The organism is Armatimonadota bacterium (genome assembly GCA_031460175.1).
Taxonomy (GTDB): Bacteria; Sysuimicrobiota; Sysuimicrobiia; order Sysuimicrobiales; family Sysuimicrobiaceae; genus Sysuimicrobium; species Sysuimicrobium tengchongense.
Genome location: JAVKGW010000008.1, coordinates 30,845 through 55,556 on the forward strand (window position 1 = coordinate 30,845; position 24,712 = coordinate 55,556).

The window sequence follows — 24,712 nt, forward strand, 5'->3', positions numbered from 1 at the left end:
CCCCGGCTCCTCGGGGCGAGAGGAAGCGGTGGCCCGTGGCGCGAATTCCGCGGAAGGGGAAACTCTAGGCATCGGAGGGAGCGATGGCGGAACGGGAGCCCACCTTCGCAAGCCCGGAGGAGGAGCGGGCCTACCTGCAGCAGGTGAAGGCGGAGCTGGACGCCGCGCAGACCAAGGAGGAGGTGATCGCGGTCTGGAAGCGGCACTACCTCAAAATCGGCCACCGCAAGCTCGGCCGGCTGCTGCTCGGGCGCCCCATCGAGGAACTCGTCCGGTCGAGGGGGTAGCCGTGGAGACTCCGGAGGAACTCTTGCGGGTGGACCGTGAACACTTCATCCACCCTCTCCATCATCCCGTGGACCACGATGACCCCATCCTCTTCGTGGAGGGAAAGGGCGCCCTCCTGCGGGACGCGGCGGGGAGGGAGTACATCGACGGCCTCGCGTCCCTGTGGAACGTGAACGTCGGGCACGGGCGGGAAGAGCTCGCGGAGGCCGCGGCCACACAGATGCGACGGCTGGCTTACACCAGCGCCTACGCGGGCTACACCAACGAGCCCGCCGTCCGGCTGGTGGACCGGCTGCTCCGGCTCGCGTATCCGAACCTCTCCGGGGTCTACTTCACCACCTCCGGTGCGGAGTCCAACGAGACCGCCTTCAAGATCGCCCGCTACTACTGGAAGCGGCGGGGCAAGCCCACGAAGACCAAGATCATCACCCGGGTGCACGCCTACCACGGGGTCACCCTGGGAGCCATGAGCGCCACGGGGATCCCCGCCTACCAGCGGATGTTCGAGCCGCTCGTCCCGGGATTCGTGCACATCCCGCCCTCCTACCCGTACCGGTACCCCGGGTCCATGGCCGAGGCCCTCGAGGAGGCCATCCTGCGGGAAGGGCCCGAGAACGTGGCTGCCTTCATCGCGGAGCCCGTGATCGGAGCGGGCGGCCTCATCCCGCCCACCCCCGACTACTTCCCAAAGGTGCGGGCCATCTGTGACCGGTACGATGTGCTGTTCATCGCGGACGAGGTGATCACGGGGTTCGGCCGTACGGGGAGGTGGTTTGCCCTGGAGCACTGGGGGGTACGGCCGGACATGGTGACCTTCGCCAAGGGGGTCACCAGCGCCTACCTCCCGCTCGGGGGCGTGATGGTCTCCCGGGAGATCCACGAGGTCATCCTGGAGGCCCCCTTGGAGCAGCGGTTCATGCACGCGGCCACCTACTCCGCCCACGCCACGTGCTGTGCCGTGGCTCTCGCGAACCTGGACATCCTGGAGCGGGAGAACCTCGTGGAGCGGGCCGCGGCCATGGGAGTCCGCCTGCTGGAGGGGCTGGAGACCCTGCGCGACCTCCCAGTGGTGGGGGACGTGCGGGGGCTGGGACTCATGGCCGGGGTGGAGTTCGTGGAGGACCGGAAGACCAAGGAGCCGGCCATCGGCCTCGGCGGGCGGGTCCTACGGGAAGCGAGACGACGCGGACTCCTGGGGCGGCTGCGAACCGGTCAGCGGGGAGAGCATCCCATCGGCGACGTGATCTGCTTCGCGCCGCCCTTCGTGATCACCGAGGAGCAGGTGGACCGGATGGTGGAGATCCTGCGGGACGCCGTCCAGGCGGCCATGGGGTAAGCGCTACCCCGCCCGCCGCCGGACCACGGGGACCGGGGTCTTGACGGCTTCCGGCACCTTGGGGCGCACGGCCCACAGGAGCTCGGGCCAGGCCTGCCGGCGTTGCAGGAGCCACTGGGCCCGAGCGCTGTAGGTCGCCTCGAAGTAGCGGGCGAGGAGCCGGTGCAGCGCCTCCGCTTCCTCCTCGGAGAGCGCTTCCACCTCCACGAACTCCGGGTTGATCCGGCGCTCGAGAACCCGGCGATCCATGAGCACGAAGGCCTTTCCGCCCGTCATGCCGGCTCCGAAGTTCCTGCCCACAGGCCCCAGCACCACCACCATCCCGCCCGTCATGTACTCGCAGCAGTGGTCGCCCGCGCCCTCCACCACCGCCACCGCGCCGCTGTTGCGTACCGCGAACCGCTCCCCGGCCCGTCCCGCCGCGAACAGCACCCCGCCCGTGGCGCCGTACAGGGCGGTGTTGCCCAGGATCACGTGCCGGTGGCTTTGCCGCCGCAGCTCCGGCGGCGGCACCAGCACGATCTCCCCACCGCTCATCCCCTTGCCCACGTAGTCGTTGGCCTCCCCCACGAGGCGGAAGTGCATCCCGGGCACCAGAAACGCCCCGAAGCTCTGACCCGCAGCGCCCTCGAACTCCAAGCGCAGGGTGCCCTCCGGGAGCCCCTCGTCTCCCCACCGGGCCGCGATCTCGCCCGCGAGGGTCGCGCCCACCGTGCGGTCCCGGTTGGTGATGGGATGATGCCCGGTGGCCGGGGTCCCCCGCTCGATGGTGTCCCGGTACTGCTGGACCAGGAGCTGATTCAGGGCTCCCTCCACCCGAATCGGTGGGTTCCAGCTCCCCCGGGCAGGCCCTTCCACGGGCTCCAGGAGCTTCGAGAGGTCCAGCCGCTCGGACTTCGGCAACGGAACGTCCTCCCGGACCCGCAGCAGATCCACCCGGCCGATGATCTCCTCTAGGCTCCGGACCCCGAGCCGTGCAAGCCACCGTCGCACGTCCTCCGCGAGGGCACGGAAGAAGGCCTCCACCCGCTCGGGGGTACCGGGGAACTTGGCCCGCAGGTCCTCCCGCTGGGTGGCGATGCCCACGGGGCAGGTGTTGGAGTGGCACTGCCGGGCCATCACGCACCCCAGGGCCACCAGGGCCGTGGTCCCGAACCCGTACTCGTCCGCCCCCAGCAGGGCCGCCAAGATCACGTCCCGACCCACCTTGAACCCGCCGTCCACCCGGACCCGGACCCGGTCCCGCAGGTTGTTGCGCACCAGCGCCACCCGGGTCTCCGCGAGCCCCACCTCCCAGGGGAGACCCGCGTTCTTGATGGAGTCGAGGGGGGAAGCCCCGGTTCCGCCCTCGTGCCCGCTGATCTGGATCACGTCCGCGTATCCCTTCGCGACTCCGGAGGCGATGGTGCCCACGCCCGTGGTGGCCACCAGCTTCACGGCCACATGGGCCTCCGGATGGACCTGCTTGAGGTCGTAGATGAGCTGGGCCAGGTCCTCGATGCTGTAGATGTCGTGGTGGGGCGGTGGGGAGATGAGCGTGGTGCCCGGCTGGGTCTTGCGCAGCCGGGCGATCTCCTCCGTCACCTTGTGCCCCAAGAGCTGCCCGCCCTCCCCCGGCTTGCTCCCTTGGGCCATCTTGATCTCCAGCTCCACCGCGGACCGCAGGTACCCCGCGGTGACCCCGAACCGGCCGCTGGCCACCTGCTTGATGGTGGTGTTGGGCCAGTCGCCGTTGGGGCGGCGCTTGCGGCGCTCGGGATCCTCCCCGCCCTCGCCGCTGTTGCTGCGCATGCCCAGGCGGTTCGCGGCGATGGCCAGGGTCTCGTGGGCCTCCCGGGAGAGGGCCCCGTGGGACATGGCGGAGATCACGAACCGCCGGAGGATGGCCTCCGCGGGCTCCACCTCCTCAAGGGGCACCGGAGGCCCCGCGGGCACGATCTCCAGGAGATCCCGCAATGCCTGAGGGGGCCGCCGCGTGGCGGTCTCCACCAGGGCTTGGAAGTCCTCCGGGCGGCCGCTCTGGCTCACCCGGTGGATGGCCTTCACCACCGCGGGCTCGTACCCGTGGGTCTCCCCGCCGTGCCGGTACCGGTAGAACCCGATGTCCGGCAGGTCCGGGTGCTCCCGGGCCCGGCAGTACGCCGCATGCCGCCGCAGGACGTCCTGCGCGATGGCCTCGAGCCCCACCCCGGGCGCGTGGACGGGGGTCCCGGTGAAGTACCGGGCCACCAGCTCCTCATCCAGCCCGATGGCCTCGAAGATCTGGGCCCCGCAGTACGCCGCGAAGGGCGCGATGCCCATCTTGGCCATGACCTTCAGCAGACCCGCCTCCAGGGCCTTCCGGAGCTTCGCGGCCCCGTCCGGGTGCAGCCGATCCGCGGTCTCCAGGGCCAGATACGGGAAGATTGCCTCCGCCCCGTAGCCCGCAAGACAGCACACGTGGTGCACCTCCCGGGCCTCCCCGGTCTCCACCACCAACCCCGCCCGCATCCGCAGGCCTTCCCGGATCAGGTGGTGGTGGACCGCGCCCACCGCGAGCAGCATGGGAATGGGAGCCCGATGGGGACTCACGTTCCGGTCGCTGAGCACGAGGATCCCCGCTCCCTCGCGCACGGCCCTTGCGGCCTGCTCCACGAGCTCCTCCAAGGCCGACCGGAGGGACTCAGCCCCGCCCGCGGGATCGAACAGGGCCTCAAGCCGTACCGCCCGGAACGGACAGGCGGGGCTCAGGAGCCACTGGAACTCTTCAGGGGCCAGGATGGGACTCGGGAGGTGCACGAGGTCCGCATGCTCCGGGGTCTCCTCCAGCAGCGACCGCCGCGGCCCCAGCAACACGTCCAGGGACATCACCGTGTGCTCCCGCAGGGAGTCAATGGGGGGGTTGGTGACCTGCGCGAACCGCTGCCGGAAGAACTGGTACAAAAGCCGCGGGTGGTGCGAGAGGGCACTGGGCGGGGTGTCGTCGCCCATGGACCCCACCGCGTCCTTTCCCTCCGCGGCCATGGCGGCCAACACCCGCTGCAGGTCCTCCTTGGTGTAGCCGAAGGCCAGGTGCAGCGCGTGCAGGGACTCCTCCCCGTTCCCGGAGGTCACGGAGGGCGCCGGGGCCTTTCCCGCCTCCCGGATGCGCTGGGCCCACGCCGCGTACGGACGGCGACGGCTCAGGTTCTGAAGGATCTCCGCGTGGTGCTGGACCGTCCCACAGCGGAGGTCCACGGCGATCATCTGGCCCGGACCGAGCCGGCCCCGCCCCAGGATCCGCCCGGGTGCCAGGGAGAGAACCCCCACCTCGCTCCCCGCGATCACCAGCCCGTCCCGGGTGATGGTGTACCGGGCGGGCCGAAGACCATTCCGGTCTAGAGCCATCCCGATCACCTGGCCGTCGAAGAACGCCAGGGCCGCGGGCCCGTCCCAGGGTTCCATCAGGCAGGCGTGATACCGGTAGAAGCCGCGGACCTCCGGATCCAGCTCCGGATCCTTCTCCCAGGCCTCCGGCACCAGCATCCGCACCACGTGGAGCAGGTCCCGGCCGCTGCGGCGAAGCAGCTCCGCCGCGTTGTCCAGCATGGCGCTGTCACTGCCGTCGAGCTGGATGATGGGCACGAGATCTCCCACCGCCTCGTCCCACAGAGGACTGCGGAGCTCCGGCTCCCGGGCCCGCATCCAGTGGATGTTGCCCAGCAGGGTGTTGATCTCCCCGTTGTGGGCCAGCAGCCGGAAGGGCTGCGCGAGAGGCCAGGAGGGGTTGGTGTTGGTGCTGTAGCGCTGGTGGAAGACCGCGGCCTGCACGGAGAAATCGGGATCCTGCAGGTCCAGGTAGAACTGTTCCAGCTGGGGCGCGCTCACCAGGGCCTTGTACACGATGGTCCGACACGAGAGGGAGGGGATGTAGGCGCCCAGCGGCCTGACACGCCGCTCGATGCGCCGGCGCAGGCGGTACAGGAGACGCTCGAACGCCTCCTCCTCCAGGCCGTCGGGCTGGCGCAGGAACACCTGCTCGATCCACGGAAGGGTCGCGAGCGCATACTCGCCCAGGGCCTTGGGCTGCACGGGGACCTTGCGCCAGCCCAGAAGCGGCACGCCGAGCGCCGCGAACTCCGCCTCGCAGGCCCTGCGGCACACCTCCCGTGCCTCCACCTCCCGGGGGAGGAAGAACATCCCCACCGCGAAGGCGGGGATCTCCCCCCGGATCCCCATCTCGTGCAGGATCCGGCGGAACATCCCCTTCGGGATCTGGGTGAGGATCCCCGCCCCATCCCCCGTCCGGCCGTCCGCGGCCTGGGCCCCGCGATGGGTCAGGTTCCGCAGGGCCTGCAAGGCCAGGCGCAGAACCGCGTGGGAGGCAGTTCCGTCCGTGCGGGCCACAAAGCCTACCCCGCAGGCGTCCCGCTCCCTCAGGAGGGTTCGCAGATCCAAGTGATCCGTCCACGACATCGCGGTCGCCGGCTCCGTCCTGGAAATACGGGAAAGCCCGAGAGGGCCGAAGCACGTCCCCTCGGGCCCGCTTGACCCACTCCGGTTTTCCTCTAGGTAACAATTCCCGGGCGGGAATGTCAAGGAAGTTTATGATAAATCTTGTTGATCAGAGCCGATCCGGGTCAGGATCTCCTCCGCCACCGCCCGCATGGGTCGCCGGGTGCGCCGGGCCTCCTGCTGGATCCGGCGGTACGCTTCCTCCTCCGTGAGACCCTCCCGGCGCATGAGGATCCCTTTGGCCCGCTCCACGAGCTTGCGGTCCTGCAGGGTTTGCTCCAGTTCCGCGATGCGGCCCTCCCGCTCCCGCAGATCCCGGAACCGGGCGAGGGCCACCTCGATGGTGGGCACCAGGTCTTCTTCCTTGATGGGCTTCACGAGGTACCCCAGAACCCCCGCGGCCTGGGCCCGGCGCACCAGCTCCCGTTCGCTGTAGGCGGTGAGCATCACCACGGGGGTGGGCTGGATTCCCTGGATCTGGCGAGCGGCCTCCAGGCCATCCAGCTCCGGCATCTTGATGTCGAGGATCACCAGGTCCGGCCGCAGCTTGCGCACCAGCTCCACCGCGCGGCGCCCGTCGGAGGCCTCCCCCACCACCCGATAGCCCCTCTCCTCCAGCATGGACCGAAGCCCCATGCGGATGAGGGATTCGTCGTCCGCGATCACGATGCGGATCACGACCGCAGCACCTCCCGGGGGATGCGCACCAGGAACACCGCGCCTTCCCGGTTCTCCGCCCGCAGCTCCCCCCGAAGGTCCTCGTGGACCAGGGTACAGGCGATGCGTAACCCGAGCTCGGAGGAGGCCCGGGGGTCGAAGTCCGGGGGAAGACCCCGGCCGTCGTCCGCCACCTCCAGGAGCACGTGGGTGGGAGTCTGTCCGAGGCGTACGGTGAGGCGCCCGCGGCTGCGGTCCTGGAAGGCATGCTCGAGAGCGTTCTGCACGAGCTCCGTGACCACCAGGGCCGCGGCGGTGGCGGGCTGCGAGGGGAAGTACACGTCCTCGCCCTCCACGGAGACCTCCAGGGCGAGGTGCGGGGGGCACATGTTGGCCACCACCGCCCGGGCCACCCGATCCAGGACCTCCCGGAGGTTCACCGTGCGGAATCCCTCCAGGGAGAGGATCTCGTGCACCGCGGCGATGCCCAGGACCCGGTTGATGGTCTCCGTGAGCACCTCCCGCACCCGAGGATCCGGGTCCTCTCCCAGCTGCAGCCGCAGGAGCATGGCGATGGTCTGGAGGTTGTTTTTCACCCGGTGGTGCATCTCCCGCACCACCGCGGACCGCATCACGAGGTGGGCGTTCTCGATGGCGAGGGCGGTCTGGGCGGCCAGGGTGGTGAGGAGGCTCACGTCGCCGGCGGAGAAGGCGTGGGGCTGGGCCCGGTAGCAGTTCAGCACCCCGATGGTGCGGTCCCGGACCCGGAGGGGCACGCACACCATGGAGCGAAGCCCCTGCTCCCGGGCCAGCTCGGGATCGTAGAACCGGGGGTCCTGGACGAGATCCCGGACCACCTCCACCTCCCCCGTGGCGGCCACCCGGCCCGCGATCCCCTCCCCGAGGGGGATCGGATCCCGCTCCGTGTACCGGCCGTCCGTGGGGTGCGCCGCGGCCCGGCGCAGGGTGGAGGTTTCCTCGTCCAGGAGCAACAGGCTCACCAGCCGGGCGTCCAGCATCCGGGCGGCCATCTCCACGATCACCTGCAGCACCTGCTCCAGGTAGAGGGGGGAGGCCAGGGTCTGGCTCAGCTCCGCCAGGGTACGGAGCTCGTGGAGTTGCCGACGCATGTGGTCGTAGAGCTGAGCCTTCTCGATGGCCCCGCCTGCCAGGTCCGCGATGAGGCTCAACAGTTCGACCTCCTCCTCCTGGAACTCGTGCTCTGCCCGGGTCTGGACGTTCATGGCGCCCAGGACCCGTCCGCCCACGGTGAGGGGAACCGCCAGCAGGGACCGGAACCGGTATTCCTGGGTCTCGGGCAGCAACACGAACCGGGGATCCCGCGCGGCGTCGCTGCTCCAGGCGGGCTGTCCGTGCCTGGCGGCCCACCCCGTGAGCCCTTCTCCCAGGCGCAGCCGGGCCCGACCCACGGCGTCGGGTGCGAGTCCGGTGGTGGCCTTGAGCACCAGGTACTCCCGCTGGGGATCCAGGAGGTAAAGGGAGCAGGAATCCATCCCCATCACCTCCGCGGTCTTGCGGGTGATGAGGGCCAGGGTGGAGTCCAAGTCCAGGGCCTGGCTGATGGCTCGTCCGATCTCCCGCAAGGCGGCGATCTCCGCCGCCTTGCGCTGCAGCCGCTGCTGGAGCTCGAGGGGGGTCATCCCAAGGGGATTGTAGGGCTGGAGGCTCCGGCCGCCAAGCGCGTGCCATAATTGGTACGATGGAGTCTTCCAGCGTGCGAAACCACCGGGAGACCGCCCCCCTCTCCGTGGGGTGCGCGGTCCTCACCATCAGCGACACCCGGACCCCCCAGACCGACACGGGCGGAAACCTCCTGGTGGAGATGCTGACCGCCCACGGCCACCGGGTGGTGCGCAGGGGGATCGTGCCCGACGAGCGGGAAGCCATCCGGGGGTGGATCGAGGCGGCAGCCGAGGATCCGGAGGTGCAGGCCATCCTCACCACGGGAGGGACCGGCATCGCACCCCGGGACGTGACCCATGAGGTGGTGGCCGAGCTCGTGGAGAAGCGCCTGGAAGGATTCGGGGAGCTGTTCCGGGTGCTCTCCTACCAGGAGGTCGGGCCCGCGGCCATGCTGAGCCGGGCCATCGGAGGCGTGTACCGGAGAAAGATCCTCCTCAGCATGCCCGGCTCCCCGCACGGGGTGCGCTTGGCCATGGAGAAGCTGGTCCTCCCGGAGCTGGGGCACTTGGTGCGGGAGGCCGGCCGACCCGGATGAGCACCGGCCGGACGGACCTGTCCCGGGTTGACGGGCCGCGGATGGGAAGGTAGAATTGAAACCGAAACTCGATTTCATCCCTGTCTCACCGTGCGGAACCGGCCGCCCCACCGCCTCACCCCGCAGCGCCGGGCCGTGCTCCGGGCCCTGGAGGAACTGGGGTGCGCGCAGGACGTGGACGCCATCCACGCCCGCGCCCGTCAGTTCCTGCCCCGGATCGGCCGGGTCACCGTGTACCGCACCCTGGACCTGCTCCAGGCCCAAGGACTCGTGGAGACCCTGCACCTGGGAGACGGCCGAACCCGGTACGAGCTCGTCCGCGCGCACCACCACCACCTCATCTGCCTGCGGTGCGGGAGGCTGGAACCCTTCGAGGGATGCAACGTGGCGGCCCTGGCGCGGGTCGCCCGGACCCGCGGGTTCCGGGTCACCGGACACCGGCTTGAGCTCGTGGGCTACTGCGCCGGCTGTCAGGAGCCGGAGGGGATCCCGTGAGGCGCATCCTTCTCCTCGCACTTCCCCTGCTCCTCCTCGGGGCGGTGGAGGCCGCGGGCCCGCAGAGGCCCCTCGCCGTGGCCACCTTCTATCCCCTCTACGAGTTCACCCGGCGCGTGGCCGCCGGCCGCTTCGGGGTGCGGCAGCTCGTCCCCGCGGGGATGGAGGTACACCATTACGAGCCTACGCCCCGGGATCTCCTTCTCCTCCGTCGGACTCGGGTGCTCTTCTACAACGGGGCCGGGCTGGAGCCGTGGGTCGAAAAGCTCCGGCCTGAACTCCCCAAGGACGTGCTGCTGGTCAATACCACGGAGGGTCTGCCGCTCCTGCGGCCCCGACCCGGAGCGGCCGTGGATCCGCACGTGTGGCTCGACCCCGTACTGGCGCAGGAGCAGGTGGAGCGAATCCGGGCAGGCCTTTCCCGGGCGGATCCGGAGGGCTCGGAGGTCTACCGGCGCAACGCACGGCGGATCCGGGCCGAGCTCGCCGCCCTCCACGAGAGATTTCGGGAGCGCTTGAGAAGATGCCGCACCCGGACCTTCATCACCGCACACGCGGCTTTCGGGTATCTGGCCCGGCGGTACGGGCTCGAGATGATCCCCATCACGGGACTCGCGCCGGAGGCGGAACCCTCCCCGGCGAAGATCCGGGAGGTGGTGCGGCTGGCCCGACGGTACGGCGTGCGCGTGGTCTACTTCGAGTCCCCCCCCACCCGCCGGATCGCGGAGGCCATCGCCCGGGAAGTGGGGGCCCACACCGCGGTGTTGCACCCTCTCGAGACCCTCCATCCGGAAGAGCAGAACCGGGGACGGACGTACTTCACCGTGATGGCGGAGAACCTCCGCCAGCTGGCCCATGGACTGGAGTGCCGCTAGGAACCCTCCTGTGGTGGAGCTCCACCGCGTGTGCGTGGACCGGGACGGCGAGCGCGTCCTGGAGGACGTGGACCTGGTGGTGCACCGGGGGGACTTCCTGGGGATCATCGGCCCGAACGGGGCGGGCAAGACCACCCTGCTGCGGGTGATGCTGGGGCTGGTGCGTCCCAGCCGCGGGTCCGTGCGGCTGTTCGGAATCGACCTCCGGTCCTTCCGAGACTGGCCCCGCGTGGGCTACGTGCCCCAACGGTCCGTGCCGTACGAAGGGCGCCTGCCCGCCACGGTGCGGGAGGTGGTGCTGAGCGGCCGGGTGGGACGGGTGGGGATGGGGCATCGGTTCACGAAGGTGGACGAGGAGGCCGCGGAGCGGGCTCTGGGGATCGTGGGGATGGAGCGGTACCGGGACCGGCCCGTGACCCAGCTCTCCGCAGGCCAGCAGCAGCGGGTGCAGATTGCCCGGGCCCTCGCCACGGAGCCCGAGCTCCTGATCCTGGATGAGCCTACGGTGGGCGTGGACGTGGAGGCGCAGGAGCGGTTCTACGGGCTCCTGCACCGGCTGAACGGGGAAGGCGTCACCCTGGTGCTCGTCTCCCACGACATCGGCGTGGTGGCCCGGGAGGTGACCCGGCTCGCATGCCTGAACCGCCGCCTCTTCTTCCACGGAAGCCCCCAGGAAGCCCTCCGATCCGGGGCCCTGGAGCAGCTGTACCCGGCGGGAAGCTGGCTTGTGGCGCACCGGCACTAGCATGCTGGAGATCCTGAGCTACGGGTTTATGCAGCGGGCGCTCGCCGCGGGCGCGGTGGTGGGGGTGGTGGCGCCCCTGATGGGCGTGTTCCTGGTGTTGCGACGGCTGAGCCTCATCGCGGATACCCTCTCCCACACCGCCCTCGCGGGCGTCGCCCTGGCCCTCCTCCTCGACGCCGATCCCCTCTGGGGAGCCCTCGGGGTAGCTCTGCTGGCCGCGATGGGCATCGAGCGGCTGCGCGCCCGGGGGAAGATCCCCGGGGAGGCGGTCCTCGCGGTGTTCCTCTCCGCGGGCTACGCGGTGGCAACCGTCCTCCTCAGCCTGGGTGGAGGGTTTACCCCGGACCTCTTCACGTACCTCTTCGGCGCCCTCACGGCAGTCCAGCCCCGGGATCTCTGGCTCATGGTGCCCTTAGGCGGAACCGTGCTGGGAGCCGTGGGACTCCTGTACAAGGAGCTGCTCGCCATCACCCTGGACGAGGAGGCAAGCCGCACGCAGGGGATCGCCGTGGACGCTCTCAACCTCCTGTTCAGCGCCATCGTGGCCGTCACGGTGGTGGTCTCCGTGCGGGTGGTGGGGATCCTGCTCACCGGGTCCCTGCTCGCTCTCCCGCCGCTCGCGGCCCTGAGGCTGGCCCGCAGCTTCCGGGCCACGCTGGGCCTTGCGGTCGCGTTCGGCCTCACGTCCGTTTTGCTGGGGCTCGTGGCAAGCTTCTATCTGAACATCGCCCCCAGCGGTGCGGTGGTCCTCATCGCGCTGGGGTTGTTCGCGGGAAGCACCCGATTGGCCCGCGGATAGACCATGGCTCGCTCCGCGGCCTGCGAACGTCCCCGCACGATCCACACCGTCGGCCACTCCACCCGCCCCCTTGCGGTCTTCATCGCCCTCCTGGAGGCCCACCGGATCCACGTCCTGGTGGACGTGCGGCGGTGGCCCACCTCCCGGCGGTTCCCCCATTTCCGGGGAGAGGCGCTCTCGGAGGCCCTGCATCGCCGGGGCATCGGGTACGTGTGGCGGGGGGACCTGGGTGGCTACCGCAGGCCCGAACCGGGTTCCGTGAACACGGGCTGGAAAGTGGGGTCTTTCCGGGCCTACGCGGACTTCATGCTCACGGAGGCCTTCGAGCACATCTTCCAGGAGCTGGAGGCCCTGGCGGGCCGGCACCGCCTCTGTCTCATGTGCGCGGAGGCCAGCCCGTGGCGGTGCCACCGGCAGCTGTTGAGCGACGCGTTCCTGGTGCGCGGCTGGGACGTCCGCCACATCACGGACCGAGGGTGCGAACCTCACCGCCTGCCGAAGTTCGCCCGGGTGGAGGGCACCCGGATCCTCTACCCGGTCCCGGATTAGGTGTTTCCTCCGGCTTCCAGGGGGTTGGTCAACTTAGGGGCTGGAGCGCCGGAAGACCAGGTCCACCGTCACCCGCACGGGATCCTCCGCCACGAAGATCAGAAACCGCGGGATGGGGATTCCGTACTCGCTCATGCGGACCACGAATTCTCCCCGGCCGCGGAACCCGTCCGGGAGCGGGATGATGCGGGCCGGAAATGCCATCTCCCGCTCCCTCCCGTGCAGGAGGAGGAGCCCCCGGACTTCCGCGGGGAACTCGGAGGCGATCCGCACTCCTGCCGCATGGACCGTTCCCGTGAAGGCGATCACCGGGAACCGATCCGGGTGCAGGTGCCCCCGGTGCATCTGGGCATCCCGCAGGCCGAGTCCCGTGGTCAGAGATCGCGCGGGTACCCGCACCTGAACCTCCGCCCCATAGACCCACTCCTGGACCTGCCGAATGAGGGCCCTCCCCTCCATCTCCCGGGCATACCCGGTAAACCCGCCCCGGTTGTCCTGGACGAAGAAGGTGATCCGACTTTCCTCCGGGGCCAGCACGAACAGGCCCGCGGGGAGTGGAGGAATCGCCTCCGCCGCCGTCACCACCGCGAGCACGAGGAGGCCGATCGGGATGCTGACCCGCATGGCCTCACGGTAAAGCGGCTCTATATCGGATGCGTCACGCGTTGACAGCGCGCGGGCGGCAGGCTAAGGTAGCGGCGAAGGACCTGGGGGAGCTCGGGCAACCGGGCTGAGAGGGCCCCTGGTGCGGGGCCGACCCCTGGAACCTGATCCGGGTAATTCCGGCGGAGGGAACGGTCCTGGGATGCCTTTACAGGCCCTCTCCCCTGGCTTTCCCGGTCCGTCCAAAGTCCAGGAGGTGTGCGATGGCGACCCAGATGGAGCTCGCCCGCCAGGGCAGGATCACGGAAGCCATGGCCTACGTCGCGGAGGCGGAGGGAGTCCCGCCGGAGGAGATCCGGGAAAAGGTGGCCGCAGGCCTCGTGGTCATCCCCGCCAACCCGCACCACCGCACCCTGACCCGTTACACGGGCATCGGCAAGGGGCTGTCCGTGAAGGTCAACGCCAACCTGGGAACCTCCTACGACTACGTGAACCCGGAGGAAGAGCTGGAGAAGCTGCGGCTTGCCCTGGCGGCAGGAGCCGATGCCGTCATGGACCTCTCCACGGGCGGGGATCTCCCGGCCATCCGCAAAGCCCTCCTGGAACGCTGCCCGGTTCCCCTGGGTACGGTCCCCATCTACGAGGCGGAGTTCGAGGCCGCCCGCAAGCGGGGATCCTTCTTCCACATGACCGTCGACGACCTGTTTGCCACCATCGAACGTCACGGACGGGAGGGCGTGGACTTCATCACCGTGCACTGCGGGGTGACCCGGCAGGCCCTGGAGCGGTACATGCGGACGGAGCGGGTCACGGGGATCGTGTCCCGGGGTGGGGGGTTGATCGCCGCCTGGATGCTCCACAACGGGGCGGAAAATCCCCTCTACCAGTACTACGACCGTCTGCTGGAGATCGCCCGAACGTACGACATGACCCTGAGCCTCGGGGACGGGCTGCGGCCCGGGTGCCTGGCGGACGACCTCGATCGACCCCAGGTGGAGGAGCTCATCGTGCTGGGGGAGCTGGTGGAACGGGCCCGGCGGGCCGGCGTCCAGACCATGGTGGAGGGGCCCGGGCACGTGCCCCTGAACGAGATTGCCACGAACGTGCAGCTGGAAAAGAAGCTGTGCCGGGAAGCGCCCTTCTACGTGCTGGGCATGCTCCCCGTGGACACCGCGGCAGGCTTCGACCACATCGCGGGCGCCATCGGCGGCGCGGTGGCGGGCATGTACGGGGTAGACATGCTGTGCTACCTAACCCCCGCGGAGCATCTGGCGCTGCCGACCCCGCAGCAGGTCTACGAGGGGGTGGTGGCCTTCAAGATCGCCGCGCACGTCGCGGATGTGGCCCGCGGGAATCCCCGGGCCGTGGAGCGCAACCGCCGCATGTCGGAGGCCCGCTACCGGCTCGACTGGGAAGCGCAGTTCCGGCTGGCCCTCTACCCGGAGGTGGCCCGGCGCATCTTTGCCGAGCGGAACTCGCAGACCCGGGCCTGCTCCATGTGCGGGCCGTTCTGTCCCATGAATCTGGTGGAGCACGTGGTCCGGCGAGCCCGGGGGGCAGAACTCCCCGCGGTCTCCTCCGCCTAGGGGCCGGGGATCACTTCCCCAGTTCCGGCACGGGAACCGCGCCTGTCCGCTGCACGAGCGCCCCGCGCTTGCTCATCCACACCGCGAGGGCGATCACGACGAGCGCGGCCACCACCACCGCGCCTCGCGCGACCCCGGGAAGGTCCCCGATCACCAGGGGGGCGATGAGGATGGCCACCAGGTTCATCACCTTGATGATGGGGTTGAGGGCCGGACCCGCGGTGTCCTTGAGGGGATCGCCCACCGTGTCCCCCACCACCGCCGCTTTGTGGTACTCGGTCCCCTTCCCGCCCAGGTAGCCGTCCTCGATCTTCTTCTTCGCGTTGTCCCAGGCCCCGCCGGTGTTGGCCATGAACACCGCCAGGAGTTGCGCGGTGAGGATGGCGCCCGCGAGATACCCTCCCAGGGCCCCGGCCCCCAGCCCGAATCCCACGAGCACCGGCGCCGAGATGGCCACCAACGCGCTCGGCAACAGCTCCCGCTGGGCCGCGGCGGTCACGATGTCCACGCACCGGGAGTACTCGGGTCGGGCCCGGCCCTCCAGAAGACCCGGGATCTCCCGGAACTGCCGGCGCACCTCCTCCACCACCTGGAAGGCGGACCGGCCCACGGCCCGCACGAGGAAGGCGGAGACCAGGAACGGTACTGCCCCGCCGATCAACAGTCCGATGAACACGAGGGGCAGGTTCACCTGGATGCCGACCCGCTCCAGGGCCGCGAGGAGGCCCTGTCCTCCCGCTTGTACCGCGCGCTGCAGCTCTGCGGGATCCGCCAATAGCCTCGCCTCGTCGATGTACGAGCGGAACAGGGCCGTGGCCGCCACCACCGCGGTGGCGATGGCGAAGCCCTTGGTGAGGGCCTTGGTGGTGTTGCCCACCTGATCCAGGCGCGCCACGATCCGGCCCGCGAGCGAGTCCCCCCGTTCCACCCCGGACATCTCGAAGATCCCGTTCGCGTTGTCCACGATGGGCCCGTAGGTGTCCTCCGCGAGGATGAAGCCCGTGGTGGTCAACAGCCCGAGCCCCGCCAGCGCGATCCCGTAGGCGGAGAGCGCCAGGTCTCCCCCGAAGATGGCGAAGGACGCCAGGATGGTGGCCCCGATGGCCACGATGGACCACACGCTGCTCTCCATTCCCAGCCCCAACCCCGTCAGCAGGAGCGTGGCGGATCCGGTCTTGCTGGCGTAGGCGATCTCCGTGACGGGCGGACGATCCGTGTGCGTGTAGTAGTCCGTGATGCGCTCGATGACCACCGCGAGCACGATCCCCATGAAGGTGGCCCAGAAGAACCGCCAGTCTCCCAGGTAGGCATGGGTGATGGCCCCGAATCCCACCGTGGCGAGGAGGGCGGCGGTCCAGAAGCCCCGGCTGATGGGCTTCATGGGATCCCCCACCTCCTCGTCGGAGCCCCGCACCACCCAGGTTCCCACCACGGAGGCGAACACGCCGACGGCCCGCACGAGGAGCGGGAAGAGGATGAGCTTGAGGGCGAAGGCCTGGGCCGATGCCTCGTCCGGGAACCGGGCCCGGAACACGGGATCCAGAAGGGTGGCCGCCCCGAGGATGATGGCGGCCACGAGGGTCACCTCGTAGGACTCGAAGACGTCCGCGGCCATTCCCGCGCAGTCGCCCACGTTGTCGCCCACATTGTCCGCGATGACGGCCGCGTTGCGGGGATCGTCCTCCGGAATGCCCACCTCCACCTTCCCCACCAGATCCGCACCCACATCCGCGGCCTTCGTGTAGATCCCGCCTCCCACCCGCATGAAGGCGGCCACCAGCGACCCGCCGAACCCGAATCCCACGAGGACCCGCATGGCGTCCTCTCGGAAGAGCATGAAGATGATCACGGCTCCAAGAAGCCCCAACCCGACCGTGAACATCCCGGAGATGGTCCCTGCCTGGAACGCCAGCTCCAAGGCCTCCTTGAAGGAGCGGCGGGCGGCGTTCGCGACCCGCACGTTGCCCTGAACCGCGGAGGTCATCCCCACATACCCCGCGCCGTAGGACGCCAGGCATCCCATGAGGAAGGCACCCGCCACGCCCACCGCCAGGACGGGTTTATCCCGGTAGATCGGAAGGTAGAGGAGGTACAGCCCCACGGTCAGGAGGACGATGAACCAGGCCATGGTGCGGAACTGCCGGCTGAGGTACGCGTACGCCCCTTCCTGGATGGCGCGGGCCACGGAGACCATGGACTCCGGACCGGGATCCGCCCGCAGCACACGGGCCCGGAGGTAGGCTCCGTACAGGAGCGCCAGGAAGGCGGACCCCAGCACCGCCCACAGAAGGGCCAGCTCGGTGCCCGAGAAGGGCGGGAGGACGATCTTGGCTTCGGACATCCCGATCCTCCTGATTCCCTACCGGAGACTCGCGCTCCCGGAGCCTCCCCCGGGAGACCATTCCTTATCTTACCAATCCGGGCCGCGCGGTGGAGGAGCGGACGATCCGGAGCACGCGGGCGCAGTCGCGGGTCTGGTCCGCGGAGAGCACGAGCATCCCGCCATCGCCCGCGAGCGAGAGGAGGGGAAGCGCGCGGCGTTCTGCCACGAGGACGTACCGGTTGAGCCGGGTCACGCGCAGGCGCAGGGCGTCCAGGGGGCGGTGTAGACCGGAGAGCACAAACCACCCGTCCTGCCGGACGTAGCCCTCCGAGGGGAGTCCCCACCCCGAGGACCGGAACCGCATCCCCACGAGCACGAGGGTTTTCCCCTGAACCCGGTAGGTCTCGACCACGGGAGTCCGCTCCACGGAGTGCGTGTATCGGATCTCGAAGGAGGGGGATTCCCTCAGGCAGAGGGAAACCGGGGCAGCATCGGAGAAGGCGGCCGGGAGCGCCAAGAGAAGGAGGAGGAGCGTCCCCCGCATCAGGGCAGCGGTCGGTAGCGGGCCCGGGCGCCCACGGTGATCCCGTGCCGTCCGAAGAACCCCTGGTTCACCTCGAGGGCGTACTGGGCCTCCGCCCGGGAGACGTAGATGGGGATCTCGCCGCCCGGACGGGGCGGATCCATATCCTGGATGTCCACGATCCGCCAGCGGGCGTCCATGAAGGCGATGGAGAGGGGGATCAGGGTGTTCTTCATCCAGAAGACGAGGCGCTGCGGGGATTCGAACAGGAACAGCATGCCGTGGTCCTCCGGAAGGTGCGTGCGGAACATGAGGCCCCGCGCCCGGGCCTGCGGGGTATCCGCCACCTCCACCTGCACCACCACGCGCCGGGAATCCTGCAGGAGGATCACCACCCCCCGCTTGAACCGCGGGGCCCCCGCCGGCTGGGTTGCCAAGGCCAGCAAGGCCACCAGGATCAGCAACCGCATGGCGCCCTCTTCACGGCACCCGGTCCTCCATCCACCGCAGGAGGAGGGGGACCGCGGGGTTCGGGTGGGCGGTGACCACGTCCAGGTGGGCGGCCTCCGGCAGGATGTGTACGGTGGCGTCCCGGCTTGCGGTGCGGCGCAAGAAGAGCTGATGCATCCAGAGATGCCGCAGGATCCCCTGCCCCGCGCCGATGGACAGCATGGGCAGATTCAAGGTACTCGGCGGGCGTACCCGCCCGAGGCCGCGGACCGGGGTCGAGGGATCCATCCGCGCCGCCACCGCCACGTCCAGGAGCAACCGCAGGGGGAAATACCACTCCGAGAAGTCCGATTCCTCGTCCACCGCGGCGGAGACGAGCTCCTGGAGGTCCGTGGGCTCCCCGACCTCCGGGCCGTTGCGCCATCCCACGAGTCCTCGGCCGGGGTGCGGCCGGAGGGAGGAAAGGATCACCAGGCCCCGGCTTCGGCCGGAGGGGTCTGGGTCGAGGTCGAAGATGCCGTCCGGAAGGCCCAGGCGCGCGCGGAGGGCGAAGTTCCGCTGGACGTTGTCGTCCAGGCTCATCCCCAGGGCGGCCTCGTTGGTGAGGGGTTGAGGATAGGTGGGGGCTACAGGGAGACCGGCACGCTCCTGGGGCCGGAACCGGGCGAGGAGCGCGGCCACGGAGAGGGCCCGGGTGAGGGTCGGGTTGAGGGTGGGGAAGGCGAGGTAGGGGAGGACCTGTCCCTGCACCAGGGGGTCTGCACCCGGGATGCGTCCCACCGCGGGGAGCACGAGCCCGTTCCGGTACGCCCGTTCGTCCACGGGTGGGAGGACGGGGACCGGGAGCCCGTCCAGGAACACGAGGCCCCGCACCCGGCGGAGTCCCGGATCCGGGTCGGCCCCGGTGCCGAAGTCGTAGGCGGCGTACAGGGCCGCGAGGACTCCGCCCAGGGAGTGTCCGCCCAGGAAGATGGGCATTCCCGGACGGCGGCGCCCGATCTCCTGGAGCAAAGCGTGCAGGTCCCGGAGGTGCACGTCCAGGCCCCAATGGGCCATGGCCCGGAGGGCCTGCGGATCCGGTTCCGTAAACCGCCGGCCCCGGAGCTCGAACCCGGGCGCGAAGTAGTAGGCCACCGCGAAGGCGGGGTTTTGGGCGCGCACGGCTTCCCGCAGGCCCGTGTGGTCTTCCAGGAGGTTGCTGCGGCGCTCCCAGACCCACACCTCCACCGGCCCGCGGGCCGCCAGGGCCCGGCTCAAGAGATCCAGAGAGCCCGCTCCGCCACTCAGCCCCGGGATCAGCACCAGGACCGCCCGGGGCGGGCGGCCCGGATGCACGTAGCGGAAGGCCACACTCCGGTTGAGGGCGGGCGGGGTGTGCGGTTCTGCAAAGCCCGGGGCGTCCACCCGCTCACGGGACACCCCGCCGAGCGCGAGCATCAGGCCGAGCATGAGCCCCAGGACCGGCATCCCTACAGATCGTCTACCAGCTCGGCGGGCACCGCTTCCAGTGCAAAGCGCCGGCCCTCCCGGATCACGTGCACCACGAGCGGGACTCCCGGCGGGTGCTGGCCCAGCACGGCTTGCAGGTCGTCGAGGTTATACACGGGCCGGTCCTGAAGCGCCACGAGGAGATCGCCCGGCCGCAAGCCCGCCCGCTCCGCCGCGGAGCCCGGCTGGACCTCCACCACCCGCACCGCGGTGGAGGCATCGAGGCGATGACGCACGGCTAGGCCGCGGTCCACGGGGACCGCGGCGGCCACGATCCCCAGATATGCCCGCCGCACCCGGCCATAGCGGATGAGCTGGGCGGCCACCCACTTCGCGGTGTTCACGGGGATGGCGAAACACAGGCCCTGGGACCCCGCGATCACCGCGGTGTTGATCCCCACCACCTCTCCCCGGGCGTTCACGAGCGGCCCTCCGGAGTTCCCGGGATTGAGGGCCGCGTCCGTCTGGATCACGTTCTCGATGAGCCGGCCCGTCTCCGAACGCAGGGTTCGGCCCAGGGCGCTCACCACGCCCGCGGTGACCGTGGCGGAGAACCCCAGGGGATTCCCGATGGCGATCACCAGCTGGCCCACCCGGAGCCGGGTGGAGTCCCCGAGGGCCGCGGCGGGAAGCCCGCTCTGCGGCAGCTGCAGCACCGCCAGGTCCGTGTGGGGATCCTCTCCCACCACCCGGGCCGTGAGCTCGCGTCCGTCCACGAGGCGCACCTCGATGCGGTCCGCACCCCGCACCACGTGGCTGTTGGTGAGCACGTACCCATCCGGGGTGAGGATCACCCCGCTTCCGATCCCCCGTACCTCCGGGAGCCCCCGCCGGCGCAGGGCTTCCGGCGCCCGCCGCACAAGCCCCACGCTCACCACCGCGGGCCCCACCCGCTCCACGGCCTCCACCACCGCCCGGGAGTACGCGTCCAGGACCTCCTCCTCAGCACGTCCGGGCGAGGTGCCTTGGCGTCCACCGGCTTCTTCTGAGGCGAGCCAACGCCACTCCACGGTCTCCCTCCAGGTCCCGTCGAGCCCACAAACGCCCCGGAGACCCGGGGAATTCCCCCACGGGGCCGTCCCGGAGGTATCCTCAAGGGGAGACCCGGAAGGAGGCGGCCATGGCCATCCTGTGCGATCTCCACCTGCACTCGAAGTACAGCCGGGCCACCAGCCGCGACATGGACGTGGAGAACCTGAGCCTCTGGGCCCGGCGGAAGGGGATCCAGGTGGTGGGTACCGGCGATTTCACGCACCCCCTTTGGCTCCGGGAGCTGCGCGGCAAACTGCGGCCCGTGGAGGATGGGCTGTACGAATACCGGGGGACGCGGTTCCTCCTCACCGTGGAGGTGAGCAGCATCTATCCCCAGGACGGGAAGCTGCGCAAGGTGCACGTCCTCCTCCTGAGTCCGTCCTTCGAGGTCTGCGACCGGATCAACGCGGTGCTGGGCCGGTTCGGGAACCTGGGAGCAGACGGACGCCCCACCCTGACGCTCAGCTGTGCGAAGCTGGTGGAGTACGTGATGGAGATCTCGCCCCGGTGCCTGGTGATCCCCGCCCACGCGTGGACCCCGTGGTTCTCCGTGTTCGGGTCCCAGTCCGGCTTTGATTCCCTGGAGGAGTGCTTCCAGGACCAGCTGCGGCACGTGCGGGCCATCGAGACCGGGCTGTCGAGCGATCCGCCCATGAACTGGCGGATCTCCTGGCTCGACGGGATCACCCTGGTCTCCTTCAGCGACGCCCACTCCCCCACCAAGCTCGGCCGGGAGGCCACGGCCCTGCAGGCGGACCTGAGCTACGACGGGATCGTGGAGGCCATCCGCACGGGCCGGGTGGCCTACACCATCGAGTTCTTCCCGGAGGAGGGGAAGTACCACTACGACGGCCACCGCGCCTGTGAGGTTCGGCTGCACCCTCGCGAGACCCGCGCGCTGCAGGGCCGGTGCCCGAAGTGCGGGCGGCCCGTCACCGTAGGCGTGCTGCACCGGGTGGAGTCCCTGGCGGACCGGCCGGAGGGGGAGGCCCCTTCCGGGCGACCTCCCTACCGCAACCTCATCCCCCTGGAGGAGATCCTGGCGGAGGCCCTGGGCCAGGGGGTGGGGACCGTGCGGGTGCGGGAGGAATACCTGAAGCTCGTGGAGCGGCTCGGGGGGGAGTTCGCGGTGCTCACGGACGTGCCGCTGGAGGAGCTGCGTCGGATCACGCACCCCCGGGTGGTGGAGGGGATCCGGCGCATGCGCGCGGGACAGGTACACATCGAACCGGGGTACGACGGGGAGTTCGGCCGCATCCACCTGTTCCCGGAGGCCCAGGACGCGTCCCGGGAGAGGGGAAGCGGAGAGAGCGCGCAGATGAGCCTCTTCTAGCCGTGCGGGATCCCGAACCCGTCGAGGGCGCCGTGGTCCTCCATCGGGGCCGGGAACAGCGGATCCTCCCGGGGCACCTCTGGGTGTACGAGGGGGAGGTGGCGGAGGTGCGGGGGAACCCCGCCCCTGGGGCCCTGGTGGACGTCCTCACCTCCCGGGGTGCCTTCTGCGGGCGGGGGTTCTACAATCCCCACAGCAAGATCCGGGTTCGCATCCTCACGTTCGAGGAAGAACCGATCGGCCCCGACTTCTTCGCCCGCCGCATCGGCCAAGCCCTGGCGCTGCGGGAGCGGGTGGTCCGGGGGACCACCGCCTACCGGGTGGTGTACGCGGAGGGAGACCTTCTCCCCGGGCTCATCGTGGATCGGTACGGGGATCTGCTGGTCATGCAGACCCTGGCGTTCGGGACGGACGCCCGCAAGGAGCTGCTGGCGGACCTCCTCCTGGAGCAGACGGGGGCCCGGGTGGTGTACCTGCGCAACGACCCGGGGGTGCGGTCCCTGGAGGGCCTGCCCCGCCACCAGGGGTTCCTGCGGGGAGAGGCCCCGACCCGGGTGGAGATCGGTGAGGGAGAGGCCCGGTTCCTGGTGGACGTGGCCAGCGGGCAGAAGACGGGGTGGTTCTGCGACCAGCGGGAGAACCGTCTGAGCTGCGCCCCCCTGGCCCGGGACGCGGACGTCCTGGAGGTGTTCTCCTACACCGGGGCCTTCGGGATCCACGCGGCCCTGCACGGGGCCCGGTCGGTGCTGGGGATGGATGTGAGCGAGACGGCCATCGCCCTCGCCCGGGAGAACGCCCGGCTCAACGGCGTACCGGACCGGTGCCGGTACGAGGTGGCGGACGCCTTCGAGGCCCTCCGGGCCCTGGAGGGGGAGGGTGCCCGGTTCGACCTCGTGATCCTGGACCCCCCCGCCTTCGCCCGGCGGAAGGAGGCGGTCCGCCGGGCACTGGCGGGCTACAAGGAGATCAACCTCCGGGCCCTCAAGCTCCTGCGGCCCGGCGGGTATCTGGTGAGCTGCTCCTGCTCTTCCTTCGTGGACGAGGGAATGCTGTGGCAGGTGATCCTGGAGGCCGCCCGGGACGCGGGCCAGCGGGTGCGCCTGCTGGAGTTCCGGGGGCAGGCCCGGGATCACCCCATGCTGGGGGCCATGCCGGAGACCCGCTACCTCAAGTGCTTCGTGCTCCAGACGGTATAATTCCGTTGGAAGGAGCGAGCCTCCACGTGCCGATGCCGTGGCGCGCGAAGTGGTCCGGGAGGGGGGAAAGAGGAATCCCTCCTCCCGTCGTTTTCCCTGGGGACGATGGGTACACATCTCCACGAGGGAGGGGTTGAGTTGTCGTCGGCCCGCCTGGCACCGCTGAGCCCGCAAGGGCGGGAGCGGCGGATTCCCGCCCGGTCCATCCAGATCACGGATAACCTCGACCTGCTGCTCGCGGTCCTTCCCCCTCACATCCGGGAGGCCGTGGAGCGCAAGCCCTACCGGGACAGCCTCATCGAGGTGGTGATGGATCTGGGTCGGGTGCCCGAGGCCCGGTACCCGGGTGGGGCAGAGCCCCTCGGCAAGGAGCCCGTGACCCGCGCGGACATCCACTACGTGGTGGAGCGGGTGGGAACCTTCGGAAAGGACAACCGGGCCGGCATCAGCGGGACCCTGCACCGGATCTCCGCCATCCGGAACCGGCTGGGGGAGATCGTGGGGCTCACCTGTCGGGTGGGCCGGGCGGTGTTCGGGACCGTGGACATCGTGCGGGACGTGATCGAATCCGGGAAGTCCATCCTGCTCCTGGGCCGGCCGGGCGTGGGCAAGACCACCCTCCTGCGGGAAGCGGCCCGCGTGCTGGCGGACGAACTCGGGAAGCGCGTCATCGTGGTGGACACCAGCAACGAGATCGCGGGCGACGGAGACATCCCCCACCCGGGCATCGGACGGGCCCGGCGCATGCAGGTTCCGGAACCTGCCCTGCAGCACGCGGTGATGATCGAGGCGGTGGAGAACCACATGCCGGAGGTGATCGTGATCGACGAGATCGGCACGGAGGCAGAGGCCCTGGCCGCCCGCACCATCGCGGAGCGGGGGGTGCAGCTCATCGCCACCGCCCACGGGAACACCCTGGAGAACCTGCTCCAGAACCCCACCCTCTCGGACCTCATCGGCGGCATCCAGGCGGTCACCCTCTCGGACGAGGAGGCCCGGCGGCGGGGTACCCAGAAGACGGTGCTTGAGCGGAAAGCCCCGCCCACCTTCGACGTGGTGATCGAGATCCACGACAAGGACAAGCTGGCCGTCCACCACGACGTGGCGGAGGTGGTGGACCGCATGCTGCGCGGCATCCCGCCCCGGCCCGAGCTCCGGGTGCGGGCGGACAGCGGGGAGGTGGAGATCCGGGCCACGGAGCCGGAGGAGCCCACCCGGTCCTTCGTGGTGCCGTCCCCCGAGGCGAAGCCCGGAGCGAAGAAGGTCCTGCGCATCTATCCCTACGCGGTGAGCCGCAACCGCCTGGAGCGGGCCATCCGGGAGCTCCGGGTACCCGCCTACGTGGTGGACCGGCTGGAGGACGCGGACGTGGTGGTGACCCTGAAGTCCCAGGAGAAGCGGCAGCCTAAGAAGCTGCGGGATGCCCAGGAGCGGGGCGTGCCGCTGTACGTGGTGAAGAGCAACACCGTGACGCAGCTCGTGAACTTCCTGCGCTCCCTGTTCGAGGGAGGAGAGGAGATGAGCGCGGAGGAGGCGGCGCTGCGGGAAGTGGAGGACGCCATCCAAGAGGTCCTGCGGCGGGCGCAGCCCGTGGAACTCTCCCCGCAGAACGCGTACGTGCGCCGGCTGCAGCACGAGCTCGTGCAGCGCTACGGGCTCGTTTCGGAAAGCAAGGGGGAGGAACCGTTCCGCCGGGTGGTGATCTACCCACGGTAACGGAGC

The 24,712-nt window shown here is 70.1% G+C and carries 21 protein-coding genes and 1 riboswitch; of the genes, 12 read left to right on the top strand and 9 right to left on the bottom strand.

All coding sequences use genetic code 11. The annotated features are described in order from the left end of the window. The first annotated feature begins 83 nt into the window (after positions 1-83). On the top strand, positions 84-287 hold the full coding sequence (locus QN206_10400; protein ID MDR7615217.1) for a hypothetical protein: 204 nt from the start codon (positions 84-86) through the stop codon (positions 285-287). 2 nt (positions 288-289) lie between these two features. After that, positions 290-1,624, top strand: a complete 1,335-nt coding sequence (locus QN206_10405) for an aspartate aminotransferase family protein (GenBank protein ID MDR7615218.1) — start codon at positions 290-292, stop codon at positions 1,622-1,624. A gap of 3 nt (positions 1,625-1,627) precedes the next feature. Here QN206_10405 and gltB read toward each other — a convergent pair whose 3' ends face one another. From gltB to QN206_10420, 3 genes are all read right to left on the bottom strand, one after another. Next, positions 1,628-6,058: a glutamate synthase large subunit gene (gene gltB / locus QN206_10410; GenBank protein MDR7615219.1), complete on the bottom strand. Its 4,431-nt coding sequence runs from the start codon at positions 6,056-6,058 to the stop codon at positions 1,628-1,630. Between the two features lie 129 nt (positions 6,059-6,187). Continuing rightward, on the bottom strand, positions 6,188-6,775 hold the full coding sequence (locus tag QN206_10415; protein MDR7615220.1) for a response regulator: 588 nt from the start codon (positions 6,773-6,775) through the stop codon (positions 6,188-6,190). Further along, complete coding sequence (locus QN206_10420; protein ID MDR7615221.1) at positions 6,772-8,415, bottom strand: GAF domain-containing protein; 1,644 nt, start codon at positions 8,413-8,415, stop codon at positions 6,772-6,774. The genes QN206_10415 and QN206_10420 overlap by 4 nt, the downstream gene beginning before the upstream one ends. A gap of 59 nt (positions 8,416-8,474) precedes the next feature. On the opposite strand from QN206_10420, the gene QN206_10425 reads away from it, so the two are divergent. The 6 genes from QN206_10425 to QN206_10450 all read left to right on the top strand — a co-directional run bounded on the left by QN206_10425 (position 8,475) and on the right by QN206_10450 (position 12,456). Beyond that, entirely contained in the window at positions 8,475-8,993 is a 519-nt protein-coding gene (locus QN206_10425; protein MDR7615222.1) for a MogA/MoaB family molybdenum cofactor biosynthesis protein, read from the top strand. A 90-nt stretch (positions 8,994-9,083) separates the two neighbouring features. Next, positions 9,084-9,488, top strand: coding sequence for a transcriptional repressor (locus QN206_10430; protein MDR7615223.1), 405 nt, complete (start codon positions 9,084-9,086; stop codon positions 9,486-9,488). Further along, complete coding sequence (locus QN206_10435) at positions 9,485-10,363, top strand: zinc ABC transporter substrate-binding protein (GenBank protein ID MDR7615224.1); 879 nt, start codon at positions 9,485-9,487, stop codon at positions 10,361-10,363. The genes QN206_10430 and QN206_10435 overlap by 4 nt, the downstream gene beginning before the upstream one ends. A gap of 13 nt (positions 10,364-10,376) precedes the next feature. Further along, positions 10,377-11,108, top strand: coding sequence for a metal ABC transporter ATP-binding protein (locus QN206_10440; GenBank protein MDR7615225.1), 732 nt, complete (start codon positions 10,377-10,379; stop codon positions 11,106-11,108). Then, on the top strand, positions 11,089-11,907 hold the full coding sequence (locus tag QN206_10445; protein ID MDR7615226.1) for a metal ABC transporter permease: 819 nt from the start codon (positions 11,089-11,091) through the stop codon (positions 11,905-11,907). Before QN206_10440 ends, QN206_10445 begins: the two co-directional genes overlap by 20 nt. Positions 11,908-11,910: 3 nt before the next feature. Continuing rightward, complete coding sequence (locus QN206_10450; GenBank protein ID MDR7615227.1) at positions 11,911-12,456, top strand: DUF488 domain-containing protein; 546 nt, start codon at positions 11,911-11,913, stop codon at positions 12,454-12,456. 33 nt (positions 12,457-12,489) lie between these two features. Here the strand turns inward: QN206_10450 and QN206_10455 are convergent, their stop codons facing one another. Continuing rightward, positions 12,490-13,080 carry a YceI family protein gene (locus tag QN206_10455; GenBank protein ID MDR7615228.1) on the bottom strand — a complete coding sequence of 197 codons (591 nt, stop codon included), beginning with the start codon at positions 13,078-13,080 and terminating at the stop codon, positions 12,490-12,492. Positions 13,081-13,155: 75 nt separating this feature from the next. Then, positions 13,156-13,268: riboswitch (TPP riboswitch) on the top strand. 54 nt (positions 13,269-13,322) lie between these two features. Between QN206_10455 and thiC the strand changes: the two genes are divergently transcribed. Continuing rightward, positions 13,323-14,645, top strand: coding sequence for a phosphomethylpyrimidine synthase ThiC (gene thiC / locus QN206_10460; GenBank protein MDR7615229.1), 1,323 nt, complete (start codon positions 13,323-13,325; stop codon positions 14,643-14,645). Positions 14,646-14,655: 10 nt separating this feature from the next. Here thiC and QN206_10465 read toward each other — a convergent pair whose 3' ends face one another. The 5 genes from QN206_10465 to QN206_10485 all read right to left on the bottom strand — a co-directional run bounded on the left by QN206_10465 (position 14,656) and on the right by QN206_10485 (position 20,439). After that, positions 14,656-16,986, bottom strand: a complete 2,331-nt coding sequence (locus QN206_10465; protein ID MDR7615230.1) for a sodium-translocating pyrophosphatase — start codon at positions 16,984-16,986, stop codon at positions 14,656-14,658. A 64-nt stretch (positions 16,987-17,050) separates the two neighbouring features. Then, positions 17,051-17,512, bottom strand: coding sequence for a DUF1850 domain-containing protein (locus QN206_10470; protein ID MDR7615231.1), 462 nt, complete (start codon positions 17,510-17,512; stop codon positions 17,051-17,053). Beyond that, on the bottom strand, positions 17,512-17,961 hold the full coding sequence (locus tag QN206_10475) for a DUF192 domain-containing protein (protein MDR7615232.1): 450 nt from the start codon (positions 17,959-17,961) through the stop codon (positions 17,512-17,514). The genes QN206_10470 and QN206_10475 overlap by 1 nt, the downstream gene beginning before the upstream one ends. A 10-nt stretch (positions 17,962-17,971) precedes the next feature. Then, positions 17,972-19,408: an alpha/beta hydrolase gene (locus QN206_10480; protein ID MDR7615233.1), complete on the bottom strand. Its 1,437-nt coding sequence runs from the start codon at positions 19,406-19,408 to the stop codon at positions 17,972-17,974. Positions 19,409-19,410: 2 nt separating this feature from the next. Then, positions 19,411-20,439, bottom strand: a complete 1,029-nt coding sequence (locus QN206_10485; protein MDR7615234.1) for a trypsin-like peptidase domain-containing protein — start codon at positions 20,437-20,439, stop codon at positions 19,411-19,413. Positions 20,440-20,549: 110 nt separating this feature from the next. On the opposite strand from QN206_10485, the gene QN206_10490 reads away from it, so the two are divergent. The 3 genes from QN206_10490 to QN206_10500 all read left to right on the top strand — a co-directional run bounded on the left by QN206_10490 (position 20,550) and on the right by QN206_10500 (position 24,706). Next, positions 20,550-21,794: an endonuclease Q family protein gene (locus QN206_10490; protein MDR7615235.1), complete on the top strand. Its 1,245-nt coding sequence runs from the start codon at positions 20,550-20,552 to the stop codon at positions 21,792-21,794. A gap of 2 nt (positions 21,795-21,796) precedes the next feature. Next, positions 21,797-22,990, top strand: coding sequence for a class I SAM-dependent rRNA methyltransferase (locus QN206_10495; GenBank protein MDR7615236.1), 1,194 nt, complete (start codon positions 21,797-21,799; stop codon positions 22,988-22,990). A gap of 105 nt (positions 22,991-23,095) precedes the next feature. Continuing rightward, positions 23,096-24,706 (top strand): R3H domain-containing nucleic acid-binding protein, encoded by a 1,611-nt coding sequence (locus tag QN206_10500; protein MDR7615237.1) that lies wholly within the window; start codon positions 23,096-23,098, stop codon positions 24,704-24,706. Positions 24,707-24,712: the final 6 nt, after the last annotated feature.